This window comes from Anatilimnocola floriformis, assembly GCF_024256385.1.
Lineage (GTDB): Bacteria > Planctomycetota > Planctomycetia > Pirellulales > Pirellulaceae > Anatilimnocola > Anatilimnocola floriformis.
Genome location: NZ_JAMLFW010000001.1, coordinates 2,696,778 through 2,715,270, shown reverse-complemented (window position 1 = coordinate 2,715,270; position 18,493 = coordinate 2,696,778). Strand labels below are relative to the sequence as shown.

Sequence of the window (18,493 nt, the reverse complement as noted above, 5' to 3'; positions counted from 1 at the left end):
GTTCTATTTCCGTTTCCCCGCCACTTGGCTCACATCCGCGCCCACAAATCCTCCAGACCTTCGCTTGGCCATCTCCAGCGATCTAGCAGAAATCGCCCATTGCTCCGGCTCCAGCAACAACGGCAAGTCCTCCGCCGACTTCTGATCGCTGCCGTACTTTTTCTGCATATCGCTTAGCAACTGCACCGCTTGGCCGGAAGCGTAACCCTGCAAACTGCCGTACACATTGCGGTCACCTTGCCAGACGAGGTTCTCGTTGGCAAAGAGCAGGTGCGCGTGCGATTGCACGTAGCAATCCTCCATCGTGACTCGCAGTGGCGGCTGCGGATTATCGCTGCGCACCAGCAAGAACGCGTAACCGTTCCACCCCGGACTGAAACCGGCGAGGAGGCAATGATCGATCTGCAAGTGATTGCCCTTCTCTTCCCAGGGAGCAACCTGCACTTCGCGCACCTGCGACTGCGAAATCCGCAAACCGCCTTCCTTCAACTGAGCATGAACGCGATGGACAAAAGAATGCGTGATCGTGGCGGGCTGCGAATCACCGCCACCCATGCCTCCCTGCACTGCACCCTCGACAAGGCAATGGCTCATGCGCTCTAACCGTCCCGTTCCATCAAATGCATTGGTTGTGTTGTTCCCAACCCCAAATTGAATCGCTCGAGGAAAAGTGAGCCCTTCCAAAATAAGGCGATCTTGAATCTCACTGTTGATCTGGATGCGAGGCTGGTAGCCGATGCCGGCCCGCAACGTCAGCGTTCGCGGCTTGGCAGGTCTGACGACATCGCTGATCAGAGCGTCGGTTCGGAACTCCAGTACATCGCCATCCTGCATGGCAGCCAACGCGTCGCTTAATTCCTTATAACTACCGGCGTGTTCGTCTTTGCGAAACACGACGAGCGGCTTGCCGTCGCTCACTTCCTCGCGGATTTCGTCGGGAGTAAATGGCTTGCCGCGGGCGAGCTCACGCGCTCGTTGATAGGCACCGCCGGGCCCCATGTTGGCCACATCAGGCCCCAGATCCGGCAGCGAATGGCGTTGCCGCGACGCACCGATGAGCGGCTCGAAGTACCCCATCACGGCAGCCAACGATCCTTTGTGAAGTTGCATCCAGTCGACATCGACCTCTGCCGCGCCGCGCGAGCCTTCCTCCGGTTGAGTCCAGAGTGCATTCCAATCGGCTAAGTCGGCGCCCACGAGTTTGTTGGGAGCGAGCTGCCAATTGCCCACGTACAGATTTTCCTTGCCGCGCCACACAACTTTCTCTTCCAGGTTTTTCTCGGCCGGGGGAATAGTGTTGTCGATCATCATCGGTCCGATCAAACCGGAATTGCTGATCAGAAAGAGATTTCCTTCCGCCTCGACATGAATCGTCGCGTTGTTCGCCCGCGTATACATGACCACCGTCGGCGTGCCAAAGCCAAACAGCGAGAAAGTATTGTTTCGCAGGGTGAGATGTTGCTTGCCGTAGCCCATGCTCAGCACACCGCCATAAACGGCGGTGATGCAGTTGTCGAGCGTGACATCGCTATCGCCGCTCGCCGAAATCAGCGTGGCAGCCGAGGCGAGCAGACAATTGACGAATCGCGTGTTCGTGCTGCGAGTCATGATCGAACTACCGTAACCCCAAATCCGGCAGCCGCGAAATTCCCAGGCTGGACCATTCCCCTGCAGGCCACTATTGACAACTCGCATGTCAAAATCGCAGCTGTCGACCAGCACCGCCGCATCGGTGAGTTGGATGACCTTCGTGAAAACCAACATCGGCCGGTAACCGGCCGCTGCGCGGATGCGAAACTGCCCCTTCACCGAGTCGACTCCCGTTAGTTCCACCCGACCGTTGGTGTGCAGCTCCAACCAATCGCCCGGTTGTTGCTCATTAAGCGCGCCGGCCAGCGTGCGAAAGAAACGAACGGGCTGATCTCCGCGGACCAGCGCGACTGGCTTGTCGATCGCTGGTTTGGCCGGAGTCGGTGGATTCGCAATCGCTGGGACTTTGTCTGGCGATTGTTGTAGCTCGACGGTATCACCGGGCTTGAGCTCCAGCCGACCTGTCTCTTTCCCGTCGCGATTGCGAATAATCAACACGACGCCGAGCGCGAGAAGTGCTGCCGCGGCAAAGCCTGCCGCAATCACCCAGTTGCGAGTCGGCGGACGATGCTGCGCGATCTTCAACTCCGCAGTCGCTGCCGGCGCGAGAGAATTCGCCGGCAAGGAAACGGTATCGCCTACTTCACCACTACCGCGAGCTGAAGAAGCAGCCGCGCCCGATAGCGCCACCAGGCCATTCAGATCGACACCTGCAATGAACGGCGACAGCGCTGCCGCCACTTCATCCGCCGTGGCTGGTCGCGCGGCGGGATCCTTCGCCAGCATCCGCTCGACAATCGCCGCGAGCACCGCCGGCACTTCAGGCCGCTTCGTGCGAACCGGCGCTGGTTTCTCTGAAGATAACGCGACAAACTTTCGCATCAGCGTGTCATGCTGCGGTCCGCTGAAGGGCGCATCGCCGGTGAGCAATTTGTAGAGCGTCGCGCCCAGGCTATAGATGTCCGCGCGAGCATCCACTCGATGGCTGTCGCCACCTTGCTCGGGCGCCATGTAGTCGATGGTCCCCATCATCTGTCCGCTGGTTGTCAGGTCCTGCGGCTGCAGTTGATCGGCGAGGAGTGCGAGGCCCAGGTCGAGCACCTTCACCTGGCCTTTGCTCGTCAGCATCAAGTTCGACGGCTTCACGTCGCGATGCACGAGCCCGTGGCGATGCGCCTCGGCGAGACCGAGCGCCGCTTGCCGGACAATCTCGCACGCCGCGGCGATCGGCAGTGGGCCGTGCTGTTTCACGATCTGATTCACATCGCTGCCGGCGACGAACTCCATGACGAGAAAATGGGGGCCGTCGACTTCACCAGCGTCGTGTGCGCGAATGAGATGCGGGTGATCGAGATTGCCGACGGCCAACATCTCGCGCTGAAACCGCGCGACCGCATCGGTCGATTGCATTTTGTCGGCCGCAAGCAATTTGATCGCCACGATCTTGTTGAGCCGCGTGTGCACTGCTTTGTAGACCGCCCCCATGCCTCCTTCGCCGAGCTTCTCCAGCAGCTTGTACTCGCGCAGCTGTTCGGCCGGCGGTTGGCTCGCGTCTTTCGCGGCAACAGTTCCCGGGCTCACCGTCTTGCCATGCTGAATGACAAAATCGAGTGCCCGCCGCAGTTGCGGATCGGTTCCGTCGCCCGACACTGCACTCGCCTGCGCATTTAACTGCGTGATCAGCGTGTCGGCTTCGCCGTCGAGGCTGGCCATCGTCTGTTCGCAGGCCGGGCAGTCGTCGATGTGCGAATCGATTTGCTGCGCAGCTGCCTCCGGCAACTTTCCCAGCAGATAGGAACGGAGTTCGTCAGTTTGCGGATGCTTGGCCATGGTGCACTTCATCAGGCATACGAGGAAATTGCCATACTCCACCAAGTACGCAGCCGTGTGACACGACTTTATTCCGGCAGCCAATCGCCCAGTTGCTCCCGCAATCTCCGTAGCACTCGCGACTTGGCCTGTCTCACGCTGCTCGCCGATAGCCCCAGGTCGGCCGCCACCGCCGCCGTATCTTGCCCCTCGACCACGACCCGCCAAAAGGCCATCCAGGTCCGCCGTTCAAATTCTGCCTCGACCTGTGCGAGAGCGCGGCGAAAGAGCGCCTGCGTTTGACTTTGCTCCTCGGGAGCCTCCTCGGCTGCATCGGGCAGTTCCTGCAGACGGCGCAAAAACTCCGTGCCGCCGCCAGCGACCGCCGCAGGGCGTTGCCGGTAGTGATCGGCGACCTTGTTGCGGACGATCGTCAGCATCCAACCGCGCAGCGAGCCCTTGGCTTTGTCGAAGCGATCGATCGACCGGGCAATAGCGAGGAAAACGTCCTGCGTGAGATCGGCCGCATCGGCCGCGTTCAATCCGCCGCGGCGAGCCCAGAAAAATAATAGCGGCCCATACAGCTCGACGAACTGTTCCCAAGCCCGCGCATCGGCCGCTCGCACGCGCGCGACCACGCTGGAATTCGTCGATGAATAAGAGGCAGGATCCACGGCCAAAATCTAAACCGTCCTGCCGATCAGGTCAAATTACGATCGTCTAGAGCTACGGACCTCTGTGCTGAGTTCCGGTCTGCAGGTTTCGCTGAGCCGCGGTCAACGGCACGTCGATATCCTTGGTGCTGGTTTTGGCCGGCAGCTCGCCTTTTTCTTCATAGCGTGGAAAGAGGACCGTCGTCGTCACGTCCGGCGGAGCATTTGGCGGCGGCACGAGATCGATCCCTTCCACGGCAAAGGTCACCGCCCCCGGGGAAGCAGCATGCCCGCCGGCCAACTTGGTATCGAACACGCCGTCTTTGATATCGGCAAAGCCCGAAACGCCTGTGTTTCCCTTGCTTCCATCGGGAAGGATCAAAACCTTGCCCGCGGGAATCGGCTTGCCACCAAACGTGACTTTGCCGGAGACATGCCCCGCGCCATCGCCGCAACCTGACAACAAAGCCAAGATTGCAGCGCAGCCGAAACCAGTAGCAACCAACGATCGATTAGACATGTGAATTACTTCCAACGCAGAGGAGTTGTGTGGCGGCTAATTAACGCTTTGCACACTACGGCAGTTGAATCACTTCTCCTCCACCCATGCTCGCCGCGGCCATGTAGATGTTCTGGTCGACATTGGCAGTCATGAATTTCAGCGAGGCATCGCCCAGGGCAAACTGGCAACCGTTCGGATGCTGACTGCCGAAACTGAAATCGTTGAAGTTCGAGCTGCCGTTGTAGTAGACCGCGTTGATTGGGTTCATCACGTTCTTGGTCGCGCCACTGCCACCATTCTGGCCGCGAATCCACGATCGATAGTCGTTCGTCTGTGTCGCCGGCAAAATCCGCGAGCGCTCGGCGAGCATCAGCGTGTTCGAGGTGCCATCGGTCACATCGGCAAACCGAATGTTGCGGCCGGTGCTCACGCTGCCGCTCGGCGTATCTTGATACTGGCTCATCATGCCCTCGGCCGACCACGCGCCGTTGGCACCGGGGCTGCCAACGGTATAGCTCACGGTCATGCCACCGACGGTGATCGTCGTGGGATTGGCCGCGCCCGATGGCCCCATCACGCCGTAGTAATGCGTGGTCACGTTGGTCGTTACGCCGGCGTTGGGATCTTTGTATTTCTTCGGATCCGGGCCCGATGGGCAATACAGTGTGGGAATAATCACGTCGCCAACTGCGGAATTGACCGCATCGTCGTAGTTCATATCAAAGCGATACTGCGAGTAGAGCGCGTTTTGTTCGATGAAGGGCAAGATATGCACAATCCAACTTGTGCCCCGCACCGTCGTCGTACCGCCCTGCACCGTATACACAGCCGCCGATGCGCCGGGCGGCAACTTGTTGCGCGTGTCGTGAAAGTTATGAACCGCAATCGCCAACTGCCGAACTTTGTTCGCACAACTGGTGCGCCGGGCTGCTTCGCGCGCGGCTTGCACTGCCGGCAAGAGTAACGCCACGAGGACGCCGATGATCGCAATGACAACGAGCAAGCAATTCCACCAGCGTGAATCCACGCCGTGCGCGCAGGGAGAGATACATGCGAAGAACCTTCGAGTGAAGAGAGGAGTCTGAATAGACTGATCACTCGCTGGCAGCGGCGCGCGATCAAACCCGATACTCAATCAATACCGGTCATTTCTTTTCAGACCGACTTCACAACGCCGCTGCCACTCGCTTTGCGGTAACTACGCACGAAACTTTGTGAACTACGACACACTGTCAGATTTAAATCTGACTTTCTCGAAATAAATCCAAAGTCGCTACCTCGACCAGCGTATTTCGGCTCACGATCCTTCCCCCCGCCTCTCGCGTCTCGCCGCCCGTCCCTGCCATCTTTTCATCCACCAAGATTGATCCGATGCCGATAATGAGATAACATCAAACCGTCCTCTCCGGCCCACCCACAGGACGTCCCGCCGATGCTTTCCCTTCCTCACGCCGCAGGCACGCGCAATTCACTTTGCAATGGAGTTTCTCGCCGCAGCTTTCTGCAGATCGGCGCCCTTGGACTCGGTGGTCTGACGTTGCCGCAACTCTTGCAAGCCGAGACCGCCGGCGGTCGCAAACCAGGAACGAAGTCGGTCATCATGATCTACCTCGTCGGCGGGCCGCCCCATCAAGATATGTGGGATATGAAGCCCGACGCGCCGGCCGAAATCGCCGGGCCGATGCGTCCCGCGCCGTCGAATGTTCCCGGCATGGAGTTTTGCGATCTGCTGCCGCGGATGAACGAGCGGGCCGACAAGCTCGTCGTCGTCCGCTCGATCGTCGACAGCCAGGCCGAGCACGATGCTCATCAGTGCTTCACCGGCCGAAAGTCGCGGCAGAATGCTCCCACCGGTGGCTGGCCGCAGTTTGCCTCGACCGTCGCGAAAGTTCAGGGCCCCACCGACCCCGGCATCCCGCCCTTTGCCAGCCTCTGCTACACCACGACGCACGGCCCGTACAACGAGCCCGGCCCGGGCTTCCTCGGCGTGGCCCAATCGGGCTTCACCGCCCTGGGCGACATTCGCAAAAACATGACGCTGCACGGCGTGACGCCCGAGCGACTCGGCGACCGCCGCAACCTGCTCGGCAGCTTCGACCGACTCCGCCGCGACGTCGACAGCAACGGCCTGTTCGACGGCATGGATAGCATCGGCCAACAAGCCTTCAATATCCTCACGTCGTCCAAGCTCGCCGCCGCCCTCGACCTGTCGAAGGAAGATCCCAAGATCGTCGAGCGTTACGGGACCGGCAATGCGAACATCATGATCGACGTCAACGGCGCCCCGCGCGTGCCGCAAAGCTTTTTGCTCGCCCGCCGCCTGGTTGAAGCCGGCTGCCGCGTCGTCACCGTCAACTACAGCAAGTGGGACTGGCACGGCGGCAAAAACGCCGAAGGCCGCGCCGACAACAACATCTTCCTCCGCGAGAAAGAAGATTTTCCGGTCTTCGACAACGCGCTGGCCTGCCTGCTCGACGATCTGAAAGATCGCGGCCTCGAAAAAGAGGTCGCCGTCGTCGTCTGGGGCGAATTCGGCCGCACGCCGATCATCAGCAAGATCAACGGCCGCGACCACTGGCCAAACGTAAACAGCTGCCTGCTCGCCGGCGGCGGCTTCCGCACGGGCCAAATCATCGGCAGCACCGACAAACACGCCGGCGAAGCCACCAGCCGCCCAACCCGCTTCGGCGAAATCTTCGCGACCCTCTACCACCACCTCGGCATCAGCCCCCACGCCACCGTCAACGACCTCAGCGGCCGGCCACAATACTTGGTCCAAGACCAGGCCCAGCCGATGCGGGAATTGATTTAACGTCGCTGAATTCACTCTCGCTATTAACTCGCTGCGCTAACCGAGTCCTCCTCGCTTTCATTCGCCTCGCGCCCGCGAGTTCAAATCTCCCTCGCCCCTGTACTCAGGGGAGAGGGCCGGGGTGAGGGGCCGAAGTGGGGAGAACGTTTGCCGCAAAATTGATGTACCCCAACTTGCGCGCACTTAATTCAAGTCGCCTCTAGCAACGAATCTTTAGCCATCGAACAAGCCTCCTCGAAATGTGTGCAGCTTTCTCTCGCTGAGCAAGCTACTTTCGACACGTTAAAACGGCTCGTCTGCGCCTTGCGGCACACTTCCAACGACTACTTTCCCAAGATCAGCAGACTCGAGAAAAGTTTTCGCGGAGCCTTCGACGACAATGATTCTTTCGTCTGTCAACTTAAGGCGATCCGCGATCTCTTTCTTCTTGGTTTCGGCATCTTGTGCGTTTTGAACTCGCGACACAACCATAATCTTGCGAGTGCCATCCTCGCGCATCGCCTGAACGAGCATTTTGTTAATATGCCAATCCCCAAAGCTGTAGCCAATAGTTACTATCAGGCGCGCGAGCAACGAATGTCGCCGGAACTCGTAAGCATAGAATAAGTACGGATCAGCAGCTTCGAGCTTAAAATCACGGCCGAAGATTATTTCCATCCTATTTGGTTCGACATTCTCAATCTGCTCCACACGATAGAGATTCTGATTCGTATCCCGTTTCCAGTCGATTGAGCCGTGCAGTTTATACAGCAAAATCTGTGGCGGTTGGTTTGATCCGGAGTCTCCCCCTTCAAATCGCTCCCAATCCCAAGCAGCGTCTGGCCCATGGCCGGGGAATCCGGCCTCGATCTTAGTGCCTTCGCGCTCAAGGCGTTCTACACAAAGATCATAATTTAACGAGAAGATTCGTAGCGGATAAGTCAGTACTGACTGAAGATGCGAGAGTCCGCGGAAGTAGTCTCCTTGGGCAGTATTCTCCGGGCACATCCATTTCTTAAGTTCGCGCAAAATGACCTTTCGGAATTTCTTGATTCGCTCGAAAGCCGGCCCCGCAAGACCTACAAAACGAGAGTTCCATGATGCAATGAATGGGTATAGTGGATGCTCTTCGTTCCTTTCCAACTCGTACAGCGCGTTTACCATCACTTCAATGTTGTACGACACGTCGAGATTGAATCTTCCCTTGATTCCTGCCGAAAAATAAAGAGCGCTCTTCACATGATGATACAGTTCACGATACTCCTGCCATTCATCATTGACTGCCAGCAAGGACTCGATTTTATCGATCATCGTGGCGGAAGCCGGGATCCCGGCCTCAACGCTGGCGCCGGCTCCCAGTAGCAATATTATGTCGGACGAACGACTCATGGTAAGACGATCATAGAAACCACGGGCGAAACACTTGGACTTCTGGAAGCGGCAGTCCTAAGTCGTGAAAATTATGAACAACATCGGCAACAAGGTGGCAATAGAATACTGAAACAGGCGCGCTCTTGGCATTGAACCCTCTCCAATTGGCACCCGACAGATTCACGAGGTCCTGAAGCAATTCATTGTCAGAAAGCGATTTGTCATCGGAAACACGCAAAAACTGAAGGTGAGACGGCCCTGAGTACCGCCGATTCACAGTCGGCTTGTCAGGAAATATTCCTTCGAACCACGACAGATATTCGCCGCCTCCAAGCCGAACGATAGTGCCTTCGTAGGGGACGAGACTATTCACCCGTCGGTTTGTACCAAAGAAGCGACATTTGTGATTTACTTTCACAACTGCAAAGCGACAATCTCCGACCGATTTTTGGCTTGCCTTTGCAACTGTAGTTTGAATTGCGTTAATCTCTTCGCGCTTAAGCTTAAATGACGTGTGAACGACAACACGCGAGAACCGTTGTGATTCTGTCGCGAGAATAGTGGAGAGGTTCTGATTAAGCTGAGCCAAATAATCCGTCTTGTCGCCAGCTTCGCCCAGAACTTGAATGTTTTGAAATAATCCGCTGTTATCGGTCATCACCGTGAACGCGAAATATTTGTCAACAATGCTTCTTCCGTCGTCGCTTTTCCGAATCTTGTGCGACTGACTAATCCCTACGATTAACGTAGGTTCTGATGATGGCCGAACTTTCCATGGCAATCCTCCCGCCTTGCAAAATACCTGCAGAGCGATGTTGGCAATCGCCCACTTCAGCGCGTTGTCGTCGAGGATTATCGGAAGTGTGCAAACCTGCGTTGCAATTCCGGCGTTAGTAAATCCCGCCTTGTGCGCCAGATACCCGTTGTCGTCACCATCTGGAAGGACAACGACAGGTAGTATTGATGGGTCCAATGCCCGCCTAGATCGCACTTCGCTCAATGCCGAAACCATCGACTCTTGCGAAACGTCGGGCAAAATCACTGGTTTCGAATCGATATTTAGGGCCGATTTGAAAAGTGACTGGAAGCCAGGGAAGCTAAATCGCTCCCGCGTCTTGGATCCCTTCAATCCGGCAGCTAGTGTTCTCGCGGCCGGTCGATCTTGTTCTCGAAATACGAACAGGAGGTTAGGAGGCTGATCTAGCGGCTTTAATGGCCCAAAATCTCGAAGTCCTGAGAACTGGCTCTTGGATTCACGATCATTGGCAAATACGTACAGGCGCGAGCGAAGGCGGCGTGCAGGCAATGGCTTGAAGTCAAGAGTCAGAGATATACTTCTAGTGTTTCCTGGCAATTTTAACGTGGAAAATACTTGCTCGCGCTCGTTTAGAAAGGCCTGAACACGGGACGCCCAATCAAAATAGAAATCGATATTGCGACGATATTGCCGATCAAGGCTCAGGCTCAATTGCTGAACACGCCTTGAAAAGGCGCAGTCATCCGCTTTGCGGAAGTGAAATCCGGCCAAGAGGCCGAATTGCTGTGCCTCTCTTAAAAAATACGGCTGGACGACCAGCACCTCGTTTCCTTCCTTGTGCCGACGCATTATGAACGACAATTCGTCGATGAACCCACTCGATCTAACGTACTCTGTCGGTGCCAGTGATGCCGCAGCGGCGGAGGCCAGCGATTGAAAGAGTGCTGCGCGGGTCAGATCATTATTTTCGGACGGTTCGGCCCAATACTCTGCATATCCAACTGTCGCATCCCAGCGCACCCAATAAGTTGATCGCTGCTCCGAATTGCCTTCGATCGCAAAAGAATAAGATGCAGTGTCTGGACTTGGTCGGGGTTCCCCTTCTAGTCGGTGTTTGCGAAATACGCGAAATGTCGGTAATTCGTCGATCGCTAGAAAATTCAAATGAATTTTATAATCGTCGTCCATCGTTGCTTCCTACGACCACGATGTGGAACATTCGTTCATTATGTTCCTGATTCCTTAAATTGCCAAGTGGGCACTATACCCCGTGGCCACGACACATCATGTGCCGGTGGAGCTCATGCGATTCTTACTAGCCGCCACAACTTGGCCGCATCTCGGAACTTTGTGCTGGCGAGCTAGGTCGCGACCTAATTGCAGAAACGTTTTGTTCAAGTTCGCATCAAGCTCATAAGTCTCTTGTAACATAACCGTGACGACCACTTCGGCAACCGCGGTTGCCCACCCTTAATCACCCCCTTCTGCGCCAGCAACCGGTTATATCCATCCGTGTGCGTTGCCATCGCATGAACTTCGTATTTTACAAATTCCACTGCTACTTTGCCGTCGTCATCGCAGGAGCAATGCCAGGCGAAGGCGGGTTTGCCGCGAGTGGTGAAGCTGGCGTCTCTCTTAGCCATGCCTTCGGCGGCTTGTTGCACCATGCCGTAGCGGCTGATGATGGCCTTGTTGGTGGTGGCGGGGTCGTAGACTTTTAGTTGGCCGCGGAAGTCGTCGAAGCTGGTGGCGACGCGGGGCCAGTTGGCGAGGCTGGTTTCGTCGAAGGTGGCGTACGAGCCGTGATCCCAGAAGTAGACGCTGCCCGTCGTGGGGCCCGTGACGCTGAGTAGCCAGAGGTTGCCGCAGGAATCGCGGGCGACGGGGAGCGTGCCCGCCGGCAGACGGCCGGCGAAGGTCTGCAGATGCCACTTCACGCTGGCCCAGGCCTGCTGGTCGTCGAAGGCGAGAAAGCAAAAGACATCGGTGGCCGTCTGGTGCTCCGCCTCGGTGAACATCACGCAATCGGGCGTCGGAAACCCGCCGTTACTCGCCAGCAGGAACCGCCGGTAATCGTCCGGCAACCGGCCGCCGCACTCCTTCTCGAGCGTTTGCAGCGCAGCCTCGGTCACGGCTGGCACGCCCGCGATGGACGCGATCGTTACCGCGTTGTTTGCGGAACCCGCCGGATTGCCAGTAGCGGCAGGCCGCGAACCGCAACCGGCAATACAACTCGCCAGCGCGACCAACGCAAAATGCAAGTGCGAACGATCCATGAACTGGACTCCAGCCGGTTGTGAGTTCATGCGACGGTTATAACATGGTGCGGAGACCTGGACTGGGTTGCCAGGAAGTTCTCACTCGCAATTGACTTCTCTCGGCCAGGCGACAGAATCGGTCTTTGCCGGCGATCGCTGCTCCTGCTCATCATTCTCCCCTACAAGCAATCTCGCTCCGATGAAGGCAACTGCCATTATTGTTTTGGTCGCGCTGGTGATGGTCGTATCTGCCGTGGCGCTGGTCTTTTGGTCAAGAAAGAAGGCGTTCCAGATCAATTCGTTTTGGGATGTAGTTCGCAATCCCGAATTGATGCCGAGTAGCGACGCGCGCCTGCAGGAAGTGGAGAAAACACGTAGCTCACTGAGCGGGTCGCAGCAGAAGATCGGGCAGTTGGTAGATCAATTCGTGTTCGAGCAGAGGACGCCGAGCGAACGCAGTGCCGATGAGCAGGCGCTGGCGGCTTTGGGCGAGGAGGTTTATCCGCGCGCCCTCGAGATCTTAAGAGATAATAAATTGCATGAACGTCTGTGCCAGCTGGAGGAAGTGAAGAATAGGCTCCCCGACGCGCCACTCTGCCGCCTGTGCAAAATAATTGACCAAGAGCCTCCACCACCAGAAGCCGCCGAACTCCTCACTCCCTTTCTTCGAGCCGAGAACAGTCGAATCCGGCAGAGCGCAGCCTTGATCGTCGGCTCGATCGGCTCCGCGGCCTCGCTTCCTGTGTTATGCGGGGCGATGGCCGATGAGGATGAAAGCGTGCGGAGTTACGTCCTCAGGGGTCTGCAACGGGCCATCAAGGGTGAACGCATCGCGGAGTCGGCGAAAGGAGATTACTACGACGCCGTGGCCAGCATGTGGGCTCGCGATACCAGATTTCTCAACAGCGACGACATTGCACAAATTCTTTTGAAGCTCGATCGTGAACGAGCCACGCAATTCTTGCTCAGCGAAGAAATCTTGACGGGGAACGTGCGTGGGACCTGGCAAGTTCTGCGGGCGTTGCGGCAGGAGTCGATCGCAGTTCCGCGCGAGCGACTGCTGAGCATCATCGCGACGGCCGATCAAGAGCCACTAAAGTATCCGCTCGAAAACGTCCTGCGGCAGGCGTTGCCAATGCTCGGATCTCATCGGCACGCCGATGACTCGGCGACGTTCGAGCGATTTTTGGATTACCAGAACGAAGAGGCGGCGCAGGGCGCCATCCAAGCGTTGTATATCTATCATCGGTACTACGACACGATTCGTGATCCCTGGGATGTGGTCAAGGAAGAAGGCTGGGGGCCGCTGACCGCCGTCGAAAAATACATTTGCGCGATCGGTCAATTGGACGCGGAGGTCAATAACGGGGGATTTGCCCAGTACTATTTCAATCCGTCCGGAGACCACTGGCCGGAAGCGCTCGCAGGACTAAAAGCGATCGGCGCCGAGAAACGCTATCGAGTCATGCTCGCAACTGTCGAAATGTTTGCCGAGAAACCGGCAGTGGTACGCCAAACGCGACAACGGCAGCTATCTCAGCTCGTCCGCCGGCAAGAGAATCCCTTCCGCGACCAAGACGCGATGTGGTACGGATCGAAAGAGGAAAATCTCGGCCGGTTGCTGTTCAAATACAACTTGGCCCACTTGGCCGGTCGCCAAAAAACCGCTTGCCCGGATTAGTGGACACTTGTGTATTTTCCGCTGGTGCAAGCTGCGCCGCGTTCTTTGACAGCTTGGCGGAACTCGGAAGAGATGCTGGGGGATCGTGCGCTGATTGATTCGCTGGCGAGCCAAGTGGTCGGTTTGAAGTGTTGTGCGGTTTTTTGTGAAACTGTTGTGGCGGTGCACAGACCATTAAGGGTTTGCGATCGGAGCCTTCGCGGCAAATGATTGGCTTGCAGAGGTTTGCGGAGATGCTGAGTTGTGCAAGACTTCACAAAACCACTGTTGCAAAAGTGTTGTGGAGATTTTTGGTGATTTCTACGCAAGTGCTGAAATAGTCTGGGCTTTGGAGGGTTCAGAAAGTAGTTGGCGCTGTTGTAAACTCGCGTGCGAAGGATTGCTAAGGGAAGACCGCGGCGAAAGCGATCAAGCGATCAGATCTTTGATGACCCGCGCTGGCTCGACGCCGGTGAGTTTGAAATCGAGGCCCTGGTAGCGATAGGTGAAACGCTCGTGGTCGTAGCCGAGCAGGTGCATGATGGTGGCGTGGAAGTCGCGGATGTGGACGGGGTCTTTGACGATGTTGTAGGAAAAATCGTCGGTCTCGCCGTAGATCGTGCCACCCTTCGCACCGCCGCCGGCCATCCACATGGTGAAACAGCGGGGGTGATGATCGCGGCCGTAGTTTTCCTTGGTCAGGCCGCCTTGCGAATAGATCGTGCGGCCGAATTCGCCGCCCCAGATGATGAGGGTCTCGTCGAACATGCCCCGCTTTTTCAGATCGTTGATCAGGCCGTAGGTCGCGCGGTCGACATCCTTGCACTGGCTCGGCATGCGGCCGCTGACGTTGGCGTGGTGGTCCCAATTGTTGAGATAGATCTGCACAAACCGCACGCCGCGCTCGACCAGGCGGCGGGCCATCAGCACGTTGTTCGCAAACGTGCCGGGCTTTTTGGCTTCCTCGCCGTAGAGCTCGAACGTGCTGGCCGGTTCGCTGGCGATGTCGGTGAGTTCGGGCACCGAGGCTTGCATGCGGTAGGCCATTTCATATTGTTCGATCCGCGTGTTGGTTTCGGGATCGCCCTGCGTGCGGAAAGTCTGCTCGTTGAGGGACTTCAAACTATCGAGCATCGTGCGGCGAACTTCATTCGGCACGCCGTCGGGGTTGTTGATGTAGAGAATCGGATCGCCCTTGCTGCGGAACGACACGCCGGTGAAGTGCCCGGGCAAAAAACCGCTATTCCACAGCCGGGCCGAGATGGCTTGCTCCTGCTCGCGATTCGTCGGCACGGCGACGAGCACCACGAACGTCGGCAGGTTGTCGTTGAGCGAACCCAGGCCGTAAGCCGACCACGAACCGAGGCAGGGCCGCCCGGTGACCTGGCTGCCGGTTTGCATCGCGACGATGGCGGGCTCGTGATTGATGGCTTCGGTGTTGAGCGAACGGATGAAGCAGATGTCGTCGACGCACTTCGCCGTTTCGGGCAGCAGCTCGGTGACCCACATGCCGCACTCGCCGTGCTGCGCAAACTTGAACTTCGACGGCGCGATTGGAAAGCGGGCCTGGCCGCTGGTCATCGTGGTGAGGCGTTGACCTTGGCGAATCGAATCGGGCAGGTCCTTGTCGAAGTAATCCTTCATCGCCGGCTTGTAGTCGTAAACATCCATCTGCGCCGGCCCGCCGACCATGTGCAAATAGATGACGTTCTTCGCCTTCGGCGCATGATGCGGCTTCACCGCGCCAGGAATGCCGGCAGCAGTCGCCGAAGATATGTCTCCGGCGAGCAACGACCCGAGCGCTGCGCAACCTAGGATGTTGCGGCCTTGGGTGAAAAAGTGCCGGCGCGAGAGAGCTTCGGCTTGGTTGAGTGGAAACATGGCAATCACCTATTTATTGAGCGCTTCGTCAAGGTTCAGTAGCGCATTGCAAAGGTTCGTCCACACGGCAAGCTCGATTGGATCGAGCTTGTCATCGGGCTTGCTCTCGCCGGTCTTGATCAGCGCTTCGGCCTTTGGTTTGTTCTCGCCGTAGTACTTTACGAGTTCGGCAACAGCGGGCTGCAGGACTTTCAATTCATCCTCGCGCAGCGATCGGCAGAGAATGCGATCGGCCGCGGCGTTCAAGCGGGCGGGAACTTCGGCGGATGAGTTTTTGAGAACGACCTGTGCGAGATTGCGGGCCGCTTCGACGAACTGCGGATCGTTGAGCGTGACGAGGGCTTGCAATGGCGTGTTCGTCCGTTCGCGCCGCAGGCAGCTGAACTCTCGCGACGGCGCGTTGAAGGTTTCCATGTTCGGCGGCGGCGCCATCCGCTTCAGAAACGTATACATGCTGCGGCGATAAAGGTCCTCGCCTTTGTCTTGCTTGTAGTCGCGGGTGTTGCCGCCGGGGAGACCGACGACGTCCCAAATGCCCTCGGGCTGATACGGCCGCACGCTCGCACCGCCGATCTTCGGCGACAACGTGCCGCTGGTCGACAGGGCGTAGTCGCGGATCATCTCGGCATCCATGCGGAACCGCGGGCCGCGTGAGAGGAGGCGGTTGTCGCGGTCCTTCGTGAGCTTCTCCGGCGTGGTGATGGCCGCTTGGCGATAAGCCTGCGAAGTGAGCATCAGCCTGAGCATGTGCTGCACATTCCACCCGCTTTCGCGAAACTCGACGGCCAGCCAGTCGAGCAGCTCGGGATGACTGGGCGCGTCGCCCATCACGCCAAAGTCCTCGGCGGTTTTCACAATGCCCGTGCCGAAGATCTCCTGCCAGAAGCGGTTGACGGTCACGCGGGCCGTCAGCGGATTGGCGGGATCGACAAGCCATTTGGCCAGGCCGAGACGATTCGGCGGCGCATCGGCCGGGAGTGGATTGAGCGCGCTGAAGACAGCGGGTTGAACCTTCTCACCCAGCTTGTCGTAGGCGCCGCGCACCAGGATGTTCGCCATGGCGGGCGAGTTCATTTTCTCCTCTTGCACGTGCGTGATTGTTGCGCGAGCTTCGATGGCTTTGCGTTCGGCATCGAGCTGCACAATCTTCTGATTGATGTCGCGATAGGGGACATCGAGTACGTCGAAGAAGAATGCGTTGAGGCGATCTTTCTTTCGCTTCTCCAGCGGCGTGGCCGCGTCGGCTCGCAGGTCAGGCAGTTGGGCCAGCGTGCGAATCTCCAGCACGTCGAGCACTCGCCGATACAAGCGAAAGTCCTGCAGCGCGCCATCGGTGAAGTGATTTGCTTTGTTCGCGCGCTGGCCGATCGTGAGCGGGCCATCTCCGGTCGTCGAGCCATCGATGGCGACGTTGCCTTGCTTGTTGAAATCAGCTGGATTGCCGTTGACGTAAATCGCCAAGCCATCGAGCTTGCCACTGCCGTCATACTTCGCGGCCAGGTGAACCCATTGATCGGGCTTGGCAACGGAGCCCCGCGTCGTGACGCGGATGTTCTGCTTCGGCTCGGCAGAATGAATCGCAAACGTCAGTTTGCCACCTTGCTGCAGCAAAAACTCCCAACCTTGAGGCGGGCCTTTCGCATTCATCTTCGCGGCGAGCACGCCGTCGTTAAGCTTGGCATGCGGACGAACCCACACGCCGATCGTGAAGGGCTGATCTTTCGCAAAGTCGCCGATTTTGTCAGCGCTCAGCGATGTCTCGGCAGCGAGAATCGCGGCCGGCCCGAGCTTGCCTTCCTTGAGCCAGCCGAAGTCACCTTTAACGTTGATTTCGTGGGCGGATTTCGGCACGCCTTCGCCTTCGTTCAGCGGCAGATGCAATGCGAGCTCCTTGGCCTCGATATCGATCTCGCTCGATTGCACTTTTGCTTGCCAGGCATCGCTGGCAGACAGCGCGTCTTGCTTACGCGTCGTGAGTTGTTCTCGCAGGGCCGGCAACTCGGCGTCGATCTGCTTAAACCGCGGCGCGTCGTCGGGCTTCGGCAGGTAGAGAATCGGCTTGGTGTCTTTGATGTTGCCGTCGTGCGAGCCTTGCGTGGTGTTGCGGAAGAACGCGCTGAGGGAATAGAACTCCTTCGTCGTGATTGGATCGAACTTGTGATCGTGGCAGACGCAGCAGTTCGCTGTCAGGCCGAGCCAGACCCACGATGTTGTCTCGACTCGCTCGCGGGCATAGTACGCCAGATTCTCATCGGCGATGGTGCCACCTTCGTTGGTGGTGATGTTGCAGCGATGAAAGCCGGTCGCGACTTTTTGCTCGAGGGTCGGATTCGGCAACAAATCGCCGGCGAGTTGCTCGACCGTGAATTGATCGAAGGGTTGATTGCGCTGATACGACTGAATGACCCAGTCGCGGTACGGCCACATCTCGCGATAGTTGTCGAAGTGCAAACCATGCGTATCGCCGTAGCGGGCCGCATCGAGCCAATAGCGCGCACGATGCTCGCCGTACTGCGGCAGTTGCATCAACTTGTCGACGAGCGCCCCGACCGGATCAGGTTGATCCGCCTTTCTCTCGAGGTAGGCAGCAACAAACTCCTTTCGCTGGTCCGGCGAAGGGGGCAGGCCGATCACATCGAGATAAATCCGCCGGCACAGTGCGTCGGGATCGACTTCCTTGGTGGGCGCGAGTCCAGCCGCAGTGAGCTTCGCATAGATGAACCTATCGATCGGATTTTTATTCCATTTTTCATCCTTCACTTCCGGCAACGCGGGCCGCTGCGGCGCGATGAAAGCCCAGTGCGCCTGCCAAGCGGCCCCTTCGGCGATCCAGCGTTTGAGGAGTTCCTTTTGCTCGGGCTTTAGCTGCTTGTGCGCCTTCGGCGGCGGCATCACCATTTCGGGATCGGTCGACGTAATCCGCTGGTAAAGCGGGCTCATTTCCGGCTTGCCGCGCACTACCAGCGGGCCGTCTTTCTTAAATACGTCTTCCTCACGATCGATCCGCAGATCGGCTTGCCGACTACCGGGATCGGGGCCGTGACATTGAAAGCAAACGTCGGCCAGGATCGGACGGATGTCGCGGTTGAACTCGACCTTGGTCGGTTCAGCGGCGAACGCATTCGCTGCGAGCGCGAACAGGAATAGGAGAGATGCCTGGCGACGCATCATGGACCTCGTGAAATGGCAAACGGCGAGAAGTTTGGCAGGATTGCTCAGAA

At 57.9% G+C, this 18,493-nt stretch carries 11 protein-coding genes; 2 read left to right on the top strand and 9 right to left on the bottom strand.

Annotated features, from left to right (window positions below; all coding sequences use genetic code 11):
* Positions 1 to 3 precede the first annotated feature (3 nt).
* From M9Q49_RS10495 to M9Q49_RS10480, 4 genes are all read right to left on the bottom strand, one after another.
* Positions 4 to 3,420: a serine/threonine protein kinase gene (locus M9Q49_RS10495; RefSeq protein ID WP_254508695.1), complete on the bottom strand. Its 3,417-nt coding sequence runs from the start codon at positions 3,418 to 3,420 to the stop codon at positions 4 to 6.
* 68 nt (positions 3,421 to 3,488) lie between these two features.
* Positions 3,489 to 4,073, bottom strand: a complete 585-nt coding sequence (locus M9Q49_RS10490; RefSeq protein ID WP_254508694.1) for an RNA polymerase sigma factor — start codon at positions 4,071 to 4,073, stop codon at positions 3,489 to 3,491.
* Positions 4,074 to 4,125: 52 nt separating this feature from the next.
* Positions 4,126 to 4,572: a hypothetical protein gene (locus M9Q49_RS10485; RefSeq protein ID WP_254508693.1), complete on the bottom strand. Its 447-nt coding sequence runs from the start codon at positions 4,570 to 4,572 to the stop codon at positions 4,126 to 4,128.
* A gap of 55 nt (positions 4,573 to 4,627) precedes the next feature.
* Entirely contained in the window at positions 4,628 to 5,581 is a 954-nt protein-coding gene (locus M9Q49_RS10480) for a DUF1559 domain-containing protein (protein ID WP_254508692.1), read from the bottom strand.
* Positions 5,582 to 5,986: 405 nt separating this feature from the next.
* Here M9Q49_RS10480 and M9Q49_RS10475 point away from each other — a divergent pair, with 405 nt between their 5' ends.
* Complete coding sequence (locus M9Q49_RS10475) at positions 5,987 to 7,366, top strand: DUF1501 domain-containing protein (RefSeq protein ID WP_254508691.1); 1,380 nt, start codon at positions 5,987 to 5,989, stop codon at positions 7,364 to 7,366.
* 282 nt (positions 7,367 to 7,648) lie between these two features.
* Here M9Q49_RS10475 and M9Q49_RS10470 read toward each other — a convergent pair whose 3' ends face one another.
* The 3 genes from M9Q49_RS10470 to M9Q49_RS10460 all read right to left on the bottom strand — a co-directional run bounded on the left by M9Q49_RS10470 (position 7,649) and on the right by M9Q49_RS10460 (position 11,749).
* Entirely contained in the window at positions 7,649 to 8,734 is a 1,086-nt protein-coding gene (locus tag M9Q49_RS10470) for an SIR2 family protein (protein WP_254508690.1), read from the bottom strand.
* A 10-nt stretch (positions 8,735 to 8,744) separates the two neighbouring features.
* On the bottom strand, positions 8,745 to 10,661 hold the full coding sequence (locus M9Q49_RS10465; protein ID WP_254508689.1) for a Piwi domain-containing protein: 1,917 nt from the start codon (positions 10,659 to 10,661) through the stop codon (positions 8,745 to 8,747).
* 206 nt (positions 10,662 to 10,867) lie between these two features.
* Positions 10,868 to 11,749 carry an SMI1/KNR4 family protein gene (locus M9Q49_RS10460; protein ID WP_254508688.1) on the bottom strand — a complete coding sequence of 294 codons (882 nt, stop codon included), beginning with the start codon at positions 11,747 to 11,749 and terminating at the stop codon, positions 10,868 to 10,870.
* Between the two features lie 181 nt (positions 11,750 to 11,930).
* Here M9Q49_RS10460 and M9Q49_RS10455 point away from each other — a divergent pair, with 181 nt between their 5' ends.
* Complete coding sequence (locus tag M9Q49_RS10455; RefSeq protein WP_254508687.1) at positions 11,931 to 13,412, top strand: DMP19 family protein; 1,482 nt, start codon at positions 11,931 to 11,933, stop codon at positions 13,410 to 13,412.
* Positions 13,413 to 13,820: 408 nt separating this feature from the next.
* Here M9Q49_RS10455 and M9Q49_RS10450 read toward each other — a convergent pair whose 3' ends face one another.
* Together M9Q49_RS10450 and M9Q49_RS10445 are read right to left on the bottom strand one after the other, a co-directional pair.
* Complete coding sequence (locus M9Q49_RS10450; RefSeq protein ID WP_254508686.1) at positions 13,821 to 15,272, bottom strand: DUF1501 domain-containing protein; 1,452 nt, start codon at positions 15,270 to 15,272, stop codon at positions 13,821 to 13,823.
* A 9-nt stretch (positions 15,273 to 15,281) separates the two neighbouring features.
* Complete coding sequence (locus M9Q49_RS10445; protein WP_254508685.1) at positions 15,282 to 18,440, bottom strand: DUF1553 domain-containing protein; 3,159 nt, start codon at positions 18,438 to 18,440, stop codon at positions 15,282 to 15,284.
* Positions 18,441 to 18,493: the final 53 nt, after the last annotated feature.